At 53.9% G+C, this 12,508-nt stretch carries 11 protein-coding genes; all 11 read right to left on the reverse strand.

All coding sequences use genetic code 11. The features are described from left to right. Window positions 1-12 precede the first annotated feature (12 nt). Window positions 13-1,455, reverse strand: coding sequence for an alpha-amylase (locus tag PUP29_RS07120; protein ID WP_434542804.1), 1,443 nt, complete (start codon window positions 1,453-1,455; stop codon window positions 13-15). Window positions 1,456-1,768: 313 nt separating this feature from the next. Beyond that, entirely contained in the window at window positions 1,769-3,184 is a 1,416-nt protein-coding gene (locus PUP29_RS07125; protein WP_353422833.1) for an MATE family efflux transporter, read from the reverse strand. A gap of 131 nt (window positions 3,185-3,315) precedes the next feature. After that, entirely contained in the window at window positions 3,316-4,239 is a 924-nt protein-coding gene (locus tag PUP29_RS07130; RefSeq protein ID WP_353422834.1) for a glycosyltransferase family 2 protein, read from the reverse strand. Continuing rightward, window positions 4,236-5,090 carry a dTDP-4-dehydrorhamnose reductase gene (rfbD, locus tag PUP29_RS07135; RefSeq protein WP_079546549.1) on the reverse strand — a complete coding sequence of 285 codons (855 nt, stop codon included), beginning with the start codon at window positions 5,088-5,090 and terminating at the stop codon, window positions 4,236-4,238. The genes PUP29_RS07130 and rfbD overlap by 4 nt, the downstream gene beginning before the upstream one ends. A gap of 264 nt (window positions 5,091-5,354) precedes the next feature. After that, window positions 5,355-7,154 (reverse strand): YDG domain-containing protein, encoded by a 1,800-nt coding sequence (locus PUP29_RS07140; RefSeq protein ID WP_079546548.1) that lies wholly within the window; start codon window positions 7,152-7,154, stop codon window positions 5,355-5,357. A 321-nt stretch (window positions 7,155-7,475) separates the two neighbouring features. Continuing rightward, window positions 7,476-8,036 carry a cyclophilin-like fold protein gene (locus PUP29_RS07145; protein WP_353422835.1) on the reverse strand — a complete coding sequence of 187 codons (561 nt, stop codon included), beginning with the start codon at window positions 8,034-8,036 and terminating at the stop codon, window positions 7,476-7,478. Window positions 8,037-8,082: 46 nt separating this feature from the next. Next, on the reverse strand, window positions 8,083-8,841 hold the full coding sequence (locus PUP29_RS07150) for a carboxymuconolactone decarboxylase family protein (protein WP_353422836.1): 759 nt from the start codon (window positions 8,839-8,841) through the stop codon (window positions 8,083-8,085). 266 nt (window positions 8,842-9,107) lie between these two features. Further along, on the reverse strand, window positions 9,108-10,130 hold the full coding sequence (gene rfbB / locus PUP29_RS07155) for a dTDP-glucose 4,6-dehydratase (RefSeq protein ID WP_353422837.1): 1,023 nt from the start codon (window positions 10,128-10,130) through the stop codon (window positions 9,108-9,110). A 120-nt stretch (window positions 10,131-10,250) separates the two neighbouring features. Then, window positions 10,251-10,796, reverse strand: a complete 546-nt coding sequence (rfbC, locus tag PUP29_RS07160; RefSeq protein WP_353422838.1) for a dTDP-4-dehydrorhamnose 3,5-epimerase — start codon at window positions 10,794-10,796, stop codon at window positions 10,251-10,253. Beyond that, complete coding sequence (rfbA, locus tag PUP29_RS07165) at window positions 10,793-11,674, reverse strand: glucose-1-phosphate thymidylyltransferase RfbA (RefSeq protein ID WP_079546544.1); 882 nt, start codon at window positions 11,672-11,674, stop codon at window positions 10,793-10,795. Before rfbA ends, rfbC begins: the two co-directional genes overlap by 4 nt. A gap of 26 nt (window positions 11,675-11,700) precedes the next feature. Further along, window positions 11,701-12,498: a glycosyltransferase family 2 protein gene (locus PUP29_RS07170; protein WP_353422839.1), complete on the reverse strand. Its 798-nt coding sequence runs from the start codon at window positions 12,496-12,498 to the stop codon at window positions 11,701-11,703. Window positions 12,499-12,508: the final 10 nt, after the last annotated feature.

Here is a 12,508-nt window from a genome sequence, read left to right on the forward strand (position 1 = left end):
CCTCACCCTTTCTTATTTCTTTTTGATCCATACGGAAACCGATCCGCCGTTTACCGAAAACTCTCCGTTCCCGTCCTCTCCGACGGTCACTTCCTCCGCACGGTTCCCCATACAGTCGTGCCAGACCTCGCCTGCGTGCGCCTGCCCGACATACATGCGCTTTGTGCCGCCGTCGCCGTTCGTCAGCAGGGCGGCAAGACCGTCCGGATGCTCTTCATCCCCTTCGCGCGTCCATCCGATGAGATTCGGATGGTCGAAATAATCGTTCTGCTTTCCGTAGGCACAGTCCCGCCGTGCGGACAGCAGACGGTCGAGCTCTCTTTTTTTCGCAGCGATGCCGTTATGTGCGATGCCGTAGTAATCCCCATAAAAAACGCAGGGATAGCCATCCTGCCGCAGAAGGATGAGTGCATAGGCGAGGGGCTTGAACCAATCCGGCACCCACGACTCGAGCGCCTGCTCCGGCTGCGTATCGTGGTTATCCACGAACGTTACGGCCCGCGTTGGATTGTCCTGCGTGAGCGTACCGTCAAATATCGTGCGCATATCGAACGCACTGCCCGCATTTGCCGCATCAACGAAGCGGTAGTGCAGAGGAACGTCAAACAAGGAAAGCGCCCCTTTTGTGATATCGATATAATTCCTGAGCGCGCGGATATCCGCGTTCCAATATTCTCCTACAGAGAAAAGTTCCTCCTTTGCATCCCGCCGCATGGAATCGAGCCAGTTCTGGTAGAAAGAAAACTTCATGTGCTTGACCGCGTCAAACCGGAAGCCGTCGATATCCGTCGTTTCGATGAACCATTTTCCCCAGCGTGTCAGCTCGGTAATGACGTCGAAGTGGTCGAGATCGAGGTCCGCGCCCATCAGATAGTCAAAATTCCCGTTTTCCCGGTCTACCTCCTGCTCCCATTCCTTGCCCTCGAATTTATAGACCGCAGATTCCTTTTTCAGCTGATCCCAGTCGATGCCCGTGAAGTGATACCAATGCCATTCGAAATCTGAATATACCTTATTCCGTCCGGGAAAATAAAAATGCGTCCACGCCGCGATCTTCTGCGGTTCGCCCTCTTCCTCATTGCGGTCGTTCGGGTCGACCTCCGAGGCATTGACGAGCTCCAGCCCGTCCGCGCCCATCATGTGGTCGAGCACGATATCCGCATATACCTGCAGGTCTGCCTCATGCGCGGCGTGAATCGCTGCAAGCAGTTCGTCTTTTGTTCCGTATTTGGTCGCGACCGTGCCCTTCTGCCCGAATTCCCCGAGGTCATAGATGTCGTAAACGCCGTAGCCTACGTCGTTCACCCCCGCGCTGCCTTTATAGGCGGGCGGTATCCACAGTGCGGTGATCCCGCAGCGCGAAAGGGACTGCGCCTCCTCTTTGATTTTGGTCCACAGCATTCCCGGCGGGAGATACCATTCAAAATACTGCATCATCGTTCCGTTCTGCGCCATGATCCTCACCTTTCTCAAGATAAAAAGCTTCGCGTATGTTATAAACAGGAATTTTCCGCCTTATTCTTTTATTTTACCACAAAAAAAGAGCCTTGCGGCTCCTTTGCATTTTTCGGAACAGTCCCGCCGCTGCGCGGCCGGACGACGCTTTTGGGGCCCGCACCGTTTTTACCGCGTCGCACGGCCGTAAAACCGGCATAAAAGCAGACCTGATGGCGCACATGCCGCCCTTTTCCGCAAATAAAAGCTTAAAAAGCCTGCTTACCCGCCTATGATAAAGACAGGCGGTCTGAAACGAGCCTTGTACTCCTCTTCAGCATACTTCCCGCTGCGGCGGCAACGGCGCATCATCCGTTCCGTCCGTGTTCCGCGTGACCGACCGCAGCCATTTTCCGCTTTTCATGCGCAAAAGGCATACCACCGCTTTTACGACCTCGTCGGACCTCAGAAGAAAATAGACAGCGGGAATGGAAAGGCCCCATGCGAACGCACCCAGCGCACCCAGCGGCACCGCAATCCCCCACATTGCGATAATATCCAGATACATCGCGAACATCGTATCTCCACCGCCGCGGAAAACGCCTACGATGCACGCCATGTTGACCGAATAGAACAAAATGATGACCGCGGCGACGACCATCGTGGCATCGAGCGCCGTTTTGGTTTCCGGCGTGATGGTATAAAAACTCATGAAAGTATCCTTCAGCAGCAGGAAAGCCGCAGCCGTAGCCGCGGCGATCACGACGTTGGCGACAACAAGCCAGTTGGCGCTTTTCCGGGCAAGTTCAAATTTTTTCTCCCCGATGTGTTTCCCTACGATCACGAGCGTCGCGGACGACGCGCCGTAGATAAAGACCGTCACGATCTGAAACGCCGTAGAAACGATGCTCACCGTGGCGATTGCCGAAACGCTCATGCGTCCGAGTATCGCCGTATGCGCGGAGGAACCGAACGCCCACATCATCTCGTTCACCATGACGGGCGCTGCAAAGCGGATAAAATCGCGGAACAGCCACTTTTCACTCTTGAGGATATACCGCCACCACAAAGTGACCCGCGTCTCTTTTTTGAGCGCGTAGATAAGTACGATCGCGAATTCCGTCGCGCGGGCGATCACCGTTCCGACGCCTGCACCCGCAACGCCGAGTGCCGGCGCGCCAAACTTTCCGAAAATAAATACATAATTGAAAAATACGTTGACGCAAAAGGAGATGCTGTAGGTAACGACTGCGATCCTGACCCGTTCCACGCTGCGCACACAGGTGAGATATCCGTTCGTAAAAGCGAACGGGATATAGGAGAACACGACCACCCGCAGATATTGCACGCCATACTCGATCACCGGCTGCTCGCTTGTATAGAGCGCCATTACGGGACGCGGGAAGAGCAGCACCACAGCAGTCACACCAATCCCGATAAGTACCGCGAGCCTGATGACGATGCCGAATATCCGCGAGATCGTCTCGCGGTCCTGCTTGCCCCAATACTGTGAGATCAAAACGCATGCGCCGGACGACAGCCCAAACATACACATCATAAACAGGAAAAAGGGTTGATTCGCCACGGTAACGGCTGAAAGCTGCACCTCGCCGAGAGAGCCGACCATGATAGAATCCATCAGGCTCACCGCATACGTCAGCAGATTTTGCAGGGCTACCGGCAGCGCGATCGTCAAAAACATCTTCAGCATGTTCCTGTGGTCCATGCTCTTTTTCAGTCCTTTTTCCATTCTGAAATACGTCGCTCCTTCCTCCTGCGGCTTTTGAAAGCAAGGATTATCTTAACACAATCTTAATGCGCGGGCAAGCGGTTTTCAGCAAAAAAAAGAGCCTGACGGCTCTCGTTTGGATACGCTTTCGTCTATTCCATGCGGTACTTTGCCTTGACCAGCTTGAGACCCGCGCGCAGGAGCGGGTTGCGCGCCAGCTTCCACAGCGTGCGTTTTTTACTTCCCTCCGCGCATACTGCCTCGTAGAACTCCTGCAAATAGGCCGGATTTTCAAGAATGACGCGGTTAGCCACTTCTCCCCGCTGCACAGCGCGGTAGAACTCCAGCCAAACGACGCGGTTTTCCCGCACGCCCTCCTCATGCAGGGATAAAAAGGAATTTTCCCCGTGCAGGCGGTATAAATAAGCTGTTTCCGCCGTGAAAGCAGGCTCGTCATACAAGCACGCCCGCAGGAAAAAATCATAATCATGCACATATTTATAATTTTTAAAGCCGCCGATCCCCTCATAGAGCTGCCGCGAAAAAAGGAGGTTCCCCGTCGAGATGCCTATGTTCTCCGCCACCGCCGCGAGCGCGGTATGCCGCTTGCCGGAGAGCTTTTCCTGAATGCGCTCGAAAGCCTGCGCCTGCTCTGTTTCAAGCGGTTTTCCGTCCGCGCCGATGCACCGCACGCGCGAAAAGCCCCACATTGCACCCTTGCGCCGCATTTCCTCCAGCATGACTGAAAAGCGGTTGCTTTCAAAAAGATCGTCCGCATTAAGAATGGCAAGATATTCCCCGTGCGCCAGTCCGGCCGCACGGTTTATCGTCTCGTGTGCACCCAGATTCCGCTCGTTCCGGCGCACGATGATCCTGCCGGAAAAACGTTCCTTGATACGCTCCTGTTCCGCGAGAGCGGAAATGAGCGCAAAGCTTGCATCTTTCGAGCAGTCGTCCACGATCACAAGCTCAAGCTCGGGATAGCTTTGCGCGGCGGCGCTTTCAGCCGCCTGTCCGATATAGGCTTCATAATTATAGGACGGTATGATAACGGAGATGAGCGGCTCTTTTCTCATAGCTCTTTCAAATACCGCGCGAGCGCGTCCTTATAGTCCGGCAGGGGAGTAAAGCCTGCCTCGACCAGTGCTTTTTGCGACATCCGCGAATTTTTGGGCCGCGCCGCGGCCTGCGGATTCATTTTCGCGTATTCTTCCGTGGAAACGGGATGCACCGTCACATTCCTGCCAGCCTGCCGGAAAATCTCCACCGCAAAATCATACCATGTGATGTCTCCGCCGTTCGGCGCCTGATACACGCCGTATTTATGGGACGCGATGATGTCGCACATCAGCGCCGCCACATCGTAGGTATAGGTGGGGGCGCCGTGCTGATCGCACACGACGGATATTTCATCATGCGACTGCGCAAGGCGCAGCATGGTCTTTACGAAATTGTTCCCGTTTTTGCCGAACACCCAGCAAATGCGGACGATGTAGTAGCGGTCGAGAAGCTTTTCTATTTCAAGCTCGCCCTCATACTTGGTTTTTCCGTATACGTTCTGCGGTCCTTTCGGATCGTCCGCCTCCCACGGGCTTTCCTTCGACCTCCCGTCGAACACATAATCCGTGCTGACATACAGCACCTCCGCGTCCACATCTTTGGCTGCCAGCGCGATATTTCTCGTGCCCGTCACATTGACGGCAAAGCATTTCTCCGGCTCGCTCTCCGCCCTGTCCACGGCGGTATAAGCCGCGCAGTGCACGATACACGTGGGCCTGTATTCCCGGACGTAAGCACGCACTGCCGCTTCATCCGTCAGGTCAAAATCCTCGATATCCACGCCTCTGTTCTCGATGCCGCGCGCCTCAAGATGCCGCACAACGTCATAGCCGAGCTGTCCTTTTACGCCCGTTACAAGTACCCGCATGATCTGCTCCTTCATTCCGTACATTTTTTATTCAGCTAATCCGCTGATGCAAGTATACCACTTTACCCGCTTTATGACAACGGCGGCAGATATATGAAATCCATCGTTCCACGCTTCAGTCTGCAGTTATACTTCCGGAAAAGCAACAGACCGCCGGACAGATAAACAAGGCGGCCGATCCGCTCAATGGGTCGGCCGCCCCCCAGCTTCCGCGCTTCCTTTCTCTAAGCGGCATCTGTACTCAATACTGCCGTGAAACGCCGGTCATCTGCTGTGTTTCACTCTTCGTCCGTAAACAGTCCTTCCCACGACCGCGCCGCCTGCAAATATCAAGAGTACGATCCATAAAACCGGATTGCTGTTATCCCCGGTTTTCGGATTGTTTGCAGCGGCAGCATCCCCGTTTTTCGGTTGTTCCGGATTTGACTGCGTTGTTTCACCAATTGCCGCAAGGACTGTTTCTTCTTTCGCGATTACTTCCGTCAGGTCTTTGTCTTTGAAATACTGACCGCAGGCCGGACAGTACCAATATTCGATATTCCCCGGCGTCGCAGCGGTGGGTTCCACCCTATCAGTCTTTTCAGCCTTATGACCTGCGGGAATTTCCGTGCTGATAAGAGGCTGCGTTCCTTGTTTGTCCGCAAAGCTCTTTTCGCATACAGAGCAATGCCAGTATTCCACATTGCCCGGCGCGGCACAGGTTGCAGTCACAGCTTCATGATGCGTCATGCTATGGCCTGCCGCTCCAATAATGCCGTAACTGTCAAGGTCACCGATTTCGTCTTGCCCGGCAGCGTCTGAAAAATGCTTACCGCAGACTTCGCAGGTATAGTATGCCTCCTTGCCGTCCGTGGTGCAGGTAGCTTCTACCTTTTCCGCAGGCGTCAGCTCATGTTTGAGCAAAGCTCCGTATTTTTGATCGCAGATTGCGCAAGCCGCCTGTTCGGTACAGGTCGCCGTGCCGCCGGTATGACTGTCCGCGTTCATTTTTTCTCCGCAGACACAGGTATTCCAATGCCTGTTTTCATCGGAATGCCAGACGGTATGATCTACTGTATGGGATATTGTCACCGTAATGTTTTCCGGCTGTTTCAGCGTATAGTTTCCGGCGTCCGCTCCCGTCAGGGTAATATTCGTTGTTACCGGCTTGCCGCTGCCTGCGGTTTTATCCGCAACTGTGCCGCTTCCAAGGCTGAAAGATACATCATCGCCATATAAAACGCCTTGCAGCGCACCGCCGGTAAGCTGCACCGTATCGGTACCGTCGCAATTTCTGTCCTGTGCCGTTACGCCTGTAATGGTAAGCTCCACGGGGGCAATCGTAACGATATGTTCATCTTTCGGCGTATCCTCCGCATTGACATAATAGAGGATGTTTCCGTCATTATCCGTCGCCGTATAGCGCACATCTTTCAGCCGGTATGTGCCGCTGTCAGATACGCTGCTGAAATAAATCATATTCGGCCATGTATTGCCGGATTTATCTGTGCAGTATTCTTCCGGCACCTCTGTCCAGTTTCCTTCGGCATTTTTCTTCTCAAAGATAGCTTTCGTTCCGTCGTATCCGTCGTTGCGTCCTGTTGTGTAATAGCCGCTTACCGCTAAGTACGGCTGGATCGTTCCGCCGACGTCCGCATAGGACTTATTTTCCGCACCATTGCTAACGCTTCCTGCTGATATGGAGCCTATCGTCAGTTTACAGTACAGGGTATAGTTTTCATCTTTCTGCCCGTTTGGGAATGCGGCAGGCTTTGTAAATTCCTTATCTTCGTACCAAAGGACGCCGTCGTTCGGCACGTATACATCGCCCTTTTGCTTTGCGCGCTGGATAAACGTACTGAATTTTGAGCTGAGTTCGCCGGCTGTAGGCAGGGCGTTTTCGCCGCCGATCTCATAGGTCAGCGTCCCCATTTCCACATCGGCGTTGGTTTTATAGGTGACGGTAAAATTACCCGCCGTTCCGGCTGGGTTTTGCGTGCCGTTCATGCCGTCCTGCGCAAAGCCTGTCGCGCCGAGCGAGCATATCATGACGGCAGCCAATATCATACACACAATTTTTTTCATATCGAGCCCTCCATAAGCTGACGAATCAGAACAGTTTATATAATAAGCTTCCGCGCGCGCCGCAGCGGTGCGCACGAAACCGGTAAAAATATCATAGCAAATAAGACCGCGTTTGCGGCCCCTCTGTACGAAAAATGACGAACAGCGGATAAATCCGAGTGAGATGAAGAGAATAATTTTATACTTTTTGCAAAACAGATACAGATAAAACGAAATCTTTGCCGAGATTGAATGGAACGTCAGTAAAATGAGCCCGGCGGAGAAGCGGGGGAGCAGCGCCGCGCAAAAAAGCGCGGCTATATGCCGCGCCTTTACATATCGTTATTCTTTATTCAGTGAAAGCGTAACGGTAGCATCACCATTCCCGAGTATTTCTTTCAGTTCGTCCGCTGTGGTATGCCTGATCTTCCCCAGCCTTGTGAGGTTCCATGTGTTTTGCGCATAATAGATGACGAATGAATCTCCCTGATAGAGAATCAGGTCTCCCGCTTGCGCCGTGAGCTCCTCATTGTTTTCCGGCAGCTCGGCGCCGAGCGCTCCCACCTTTTCCATATTACCGTAATCCCGCATTTCAATAGTAAGCGGGCCGTCTGCAAGCAGCTGCTCCAATGCCTGTGCAGAAGAATTTTCTTCCAGCGATGCCGTCAGAACCGTGCCGCCTACGGCGATCTTCAGCTCTGCGTTCTTCGCCGCCTCCTCCATATCCGCATTTTTATTTTTCGTCTCATCAGCCTGTTCTTCCACGCCGGCTGCGGCATAGCCCCTGCCGTCGTCATTTTGTTTTTGCGGTTCTGCTTCCGCACATGCGGCAGCGGTCATCACAGCCGCGAGGGCAAACGCCGTCAGGACAAGTCCCGCGAACCTTATTCGTTTTTTTCGCATACTTCCCTCCTTCCGTCAATTTCTTGCTCTCTTGAGCCGCGGCCTCTTATTCGCCGCGCGCCTCCCGCTCTAAATTCCCATATTCCTCATCTGTTACAGGCTCCATCCATTCGTTTTCAGTCTCTTCTCCCGGAACCTCGACCGCAATATGGCTGAACCATGAATCCCGTTTCGCGCCGTGCCAATGCTTGACGTTTGCCGGTATCGTAACAACGTCTCCCGCTTTCAGGCTTTGAGCCGCCTTGCCCGCCTCCTGATACCAGCCCTCTCCTTCGACGCAGACGAGAAGCTGTCCGCCGCCGCTTTTGGCGAGATGCTTGTGCCAGTTGTTCCTGCAGCCCGGTTCAAACGTCACATTGGCTAAAAACAGCGCTCCGCTTGGGTCCGTCAGGGGCTTCAGATAGGAATTCCCTGTGAAATACTGTGCAAAGGCCGTGTTGGGCTCTCCCATTCCGAATAGTCCGCCATGCGCTTTTTCGGCATCGCCGTCCGCATATACCTCTTTCGCCATGTTGAATACGGCCCACGCGTTAGGCCAGCCGGCATAAAAGGCAGCGTGCGTAATGATCTCCGCCATTTCCTCCTGCGTGATGCCATTGTTTTTTGCACTTACCAGATGGAACTTCAACGAGCTGTCCACCAAACCTTTCCCCATAAAGACGCATATCGTCACGAGCGACCTGTCCCGCAGCGACAGCTTGTCTTCCCTGCTCCATACCTCGCCGAACAGCACGTCGTCGTTCAGCTGCGCAAATTTCGGTGCAAATTTTCCGAGGCTGTCCCGCCCCGCCGTTTGCTTTTTCATTTTGTTCCCTCCTTATGCCTATATATTCGCCATTTTTACCGCAAATATTCTGAAAGGTTCCCTTACGTTCCCCTGCTGTCAGGACCATTATAAATCTTGGAGTTCACTCTAAGTCAATACACTTTCCAAAAATCTGTTTCCGTACGTTTTTCTTATCTCTGTCTGCCGGGGTGCCGCGCGCTCTGCTGCATATAAAAAAACGCCGGTATCCGGCGTTTTTTATATGCGGTAAATCTGTGTCGTCAGCTTAGGAGCCCTGCGCCCCGTTATCTATTCGCATACATCTTTTCGTAATATTGCTGATAGTCTCCGCTGATGATGTTTTTCCACCATTCCTCGTTTTCAAGATACCACTTCACGGTTTTTTTGATCCCCTCGTCGAATGTCGTCGTCGGCTCCCAGCCGAGCTCCCGCATCATCTTGGCCGGATCGATCGCATAGCGCATATCGTGTCCTGCGCGGTCTTTGACGAATGTAATGAGACTCTCCGGCTTTCCAAGCTCCTTTAAGACCGTTTTGACGACCTGAAGGTTCGTGCGTTCGTTGTGCCCGCCGATATTATATACCTCGCCCACACGTCCGTCGTGGATGATACGGTCGATGGCTGTGCAATGGTCGCGCACATACAGCCAGTCGCGCACGTTTTCGCCCGTTCCGTACACCGGCAGGCTTTCATCCGCAAGCGCCCGCGAAATGATGAGCGGGATCAGCTTCTCCGGGAAATGGTAGGGCCCGTAGTTGTTCGAGCAGCGCGAGATCGTGACCGGAAGCCCATACGTCCTGTGATACGCCTGCACGAGCAGGTCCGCGCTGGCTTTGGACGCCGAATAGGGCGACGACGTGTGGAGCGGCGTTTCCTCTGTGAAAAACAGGTCTGGACGGTCGAGCGGCAGATCGCCGTACACCTCGTCTGTAGAGACCTGATGATAGCGTCCGATCCCGTATTTGCGGCAGGCGTCCATCAGCGTCTGCGTGCCGATGATATTAGAACGCAGGAAGATGCCCGGGTCTTCGATGGAACGGTCCACATGGGATTCTGCCGCGAAGTTGACCACCGTGTCGGGGCGTTCGTTTTCAAAAAGCTCAAAAATCGCTTCCCGGTCCGCAATATCCGCCTTATAGAAATGGACGTTCGGGCGGTCCAAAACGTCTTTCAGCGTTTCGAGGTTGCCCGCATAGGTGAGCAGGTCAACGACCACAAGCTCATAATCCGGGTGGTTTTCAAGCATGTGGAACACAAAGTTGCTCCCGATGAATCCGGCACCGCCGGTGATAAGTACTTTCGTCATATCATAAACTCCTTAAAATTGATCTGTATTGCCGCGCCGTGCGCCTGAAAGTTCAGGAAACGCCTTTTGGACGGTCCGCTGCCTGTTTCACAGGCGCTTGCGGCACGCTTTCGCGCGCGCTTAAAAATCTGCGTCGCTGTCTTTCAGCAGAGGCGCTTTGAGGTCTTTTTCCGAAAGAATCGGTTCTGTGACGCCCCAGTCGACGCCGATCTCCGGATCGTCGAACCGGATGGAGCGGTCGCAGTCGGGCGCGTAGACCGCGTCCACCTTATACTGCACCTCCACGTCGTCCGTGAGCGTGACAAAACCATGCGCCATGCCCCTCGGCATAAAGAACTGTTTTTTGTTTTCCGCCGAAAGCTCCACCGCATACCATTTTTTATAGGTCGGTGAATTTTTGCGGATGTCCACCGCCACATCGAGTATCTTTCCCCGCGTACACCGCAGAAGCTTCGACTGCGCCATCGGATTCTTCTGAAAATGCAGGCCGCGCAGCGTTCCCTTCTGTGCCGAGTACGACTGATTGTCCTGCACGAATTCGCAGGTGATGCCGAGCGCTTCAAACTTCGGCTTGCTGTACGTTTCCATAAACCAGCCGCGGTGGTCGCCGTGGCAGTCAGGCTCGATCACCACAAGGCCTTCGATCCCCGTTTCTATCGCTTTCATATATCAAGCACCTTTCCTTTCGCGACAGCATGCAGATGCTGCCCATACGATGATTTTCCATACCGGTCCGCGCTTTCCACAAGCGTCCGTTCGTCGATCCAGCCTCTGCGGTAGGCGATCTCCTCCGGCGCGGACATCACGATGCCCTGCCGCTTTTGCAGCATGCGCACAAATTCCGCCGCCTCGATCAGCGAATCAAACGTTCCCGTATCGAGCCACGCATAGCCGCGCCCCATGAGTTTCACGTCAAGGTCGCCCTTTTCAAGATAGATGCGGTTGAGGTCCGTGATCTCAAGCTCGCCGCGTGCGCTTGGCTTGAGGCTTTTCGCGTATTCCACCACCCGTTCATCGTAAAAATACAGGCCGGTGATGGCATAATTGGATTTGGGCTGCTCCGGCTTCTCCTCTACCGACAGCGCCTTGCCGTCTGCATCGAACTCCACGATGCCGAAGCGTTCCGGGTCGTCTACATAATATCCGAACACCGTCGCACGGTTTTTGTTTGCGACCGCTTCTGCCATCAGCTGCGAAAGGCCGTTTCCGTAAAAAATATTGTCTCCGAGGATCATTGCGCACGAATCGCCTCCGATGAATTCCTCTCCGAGGATAAACGCCTGCGCAAGGCCGTCCGGCGACGGCTGCTCCTTATAGGAGAGCGAGATACCGAACTGCTGTCCGTCTCCCAGCAGGTTTTGGAACCGCGGCAGGTCGACGGGCGTGGAGATGATCAGGATATCCTTGATCCCTGCAAGCATCAGCGTGGAAAGCGGATAATAGATCATCGGCTTGTCGTAGACGGGCAAAAGCTGCTTGCTCGTCATGATCGTGAGCGGATAGAGCCGCGTGCCGCTTCCGCCCGCTAATATGATTCCTTTCATTTCTTTTCCCTCTTTCAAATCGTATTTTATCCCGGTCCGACTGTAATGCCGTCCTGCACAGCTCCCGCTCCCCGCCATTTCCAGAAATACTTGAACATGGAAGCGATATGGATCATCAGATAGCGCGCGCTGTGCGCGCTCGTCCGGGAATAATCGTGATAGACGTACGCATACGGATAATAGACCACGCGCGCATTTTTCCGCAGCATCCGCGTAAGGTCCGCATCCTCGAAATACATAAAATACCGTTCGTCAAACCCGCCCACAAGCTTTAAGAGCGGCGTGCGCGCGAATAGGAAGCAGCCGGACGCAAACTCGATATCCGTTACGTCCGAGAGATCCTCGTCCAGCATTTTATAGTGCCGCCGCAAAGGCTCCCACTGTTTGCCCGGCGCACGGTTTGCGATCAGGTATTTCAAACGCGGATTGCGTTTGGGAAGATGCTGGGGCGTTCCGTCCATATAGCGGATGGCGGGCGTACACATCCCGATATCCGGGTGACGGCGCATATAGTCCGTAAGCTCCGCAAGGATATCGCCCGCAAGAATGATATCCGGATTCACCACCGCGTGGAAATCCGAATCGATCAGAGGCAGGACGAGATTGTGCCCCGCGCCGAAACCCAGATTTTTATCGCTGAAGATCACGCTGATCGCGGAAAACTCGTCCGCAAGCCGCGTCGCGCTCCCGTCTTTGGACGCGTTATCCACAAGATAGATCTTTACACGTATCCCGTGCGTATATTGCAGGATAGAGGCGATCGCCTCTTTTGCCCGGTCATAGTCGTTGTAATTGACGATGCTGAGCGTCACGTCATACTTCAAAAACATATCC

The sequence above is a fragment of the Christensenella massiliensis genome, assembly GCF_040409835.1.
Taxonomy (GTDB): domain Bacteria; phylum Bacillota; class Clostridia; order Christensenellales; family Christensenellaceae; genus Christensenella; species Christensenella massiliensis.

What these genes read in the sequence shown, in the direction of transcription:
- PUP29_RS07120 (WP_434542804.1), bottom strand. Translation starts at nt 1,455, where the DNA reads ATGGCGCAGAACGGAACGATGATGCAGTATTTTGAATGGTATCTCCCG.
- PUP29_RS07125 (WP_353422833.1), bottom strand. Translation starts at nt 3,184, where the DNA reads ATGGAAAAAGGACTGAAAAAGAGCATGGACCACAGGAACATGCTGAAG.
- PUP29_RS07130 (WP_353422834.1), bottom strand. Translation starts at nt 4,239, where the DNA reads ATGAGAAAAGAGCCGCTCATCTCCGTTATCATACCGTCCTATAATTAT.
- rfbD (WP_079546549.1), bottom strand. Translation starts at nt 5,090, where the DNA reads ATGCGGGTACTTGTAACGGGCGTAAAAGGACAGCTCGGCTATGACGTT.
- PUP29_RS07140 (WP_079546548.1), bottom strand. Translation starts at nt 7,154, where the DNA reads ATGAAAAAAATTGTGTGTATGATATTGGCTGCCGTCATGATATGCTCG.
- PUP29_RS07145 (WP_353422835.1), bottom strand. Translation starts at nt 8,036, where the DNA reads ATGCGAAAAAAACGAATAAGGTTCGCGGGACTTGTCCTGACGGCGTTT.
- PUP29_RS07150 (WP_353422836.1), bottom strand. Translation starts at nt 8,841, where the DNA reads ATGAAAAAGCAAACGGCGGGGCGGGACAGCCTCGGAAAATTTGCACCG.
- rfbB (WP_353422837.1), bottom strand. Translation starts at nt 10,130, where the DNA reads ATGACGAAAGTACTTATCACCGGCGGTGCCGGATTCATCGGGAGCAAC.
- rfbC (WP_353422838.1), bottom strand. Translation starts at nt 10,796, where the DNA reads ATGAAAGCGATAGAAACGGGGATCGAAGGCCTTGTGGTGATCGAGCCT.
- rfbA (WP_079546544.1), bottom strand. Translation starts at nt 11,674, where the DNA reads ATGAAAGGAATCATATTAGCGGGCGGAAGCGGCACGCGGCTCTATCCG.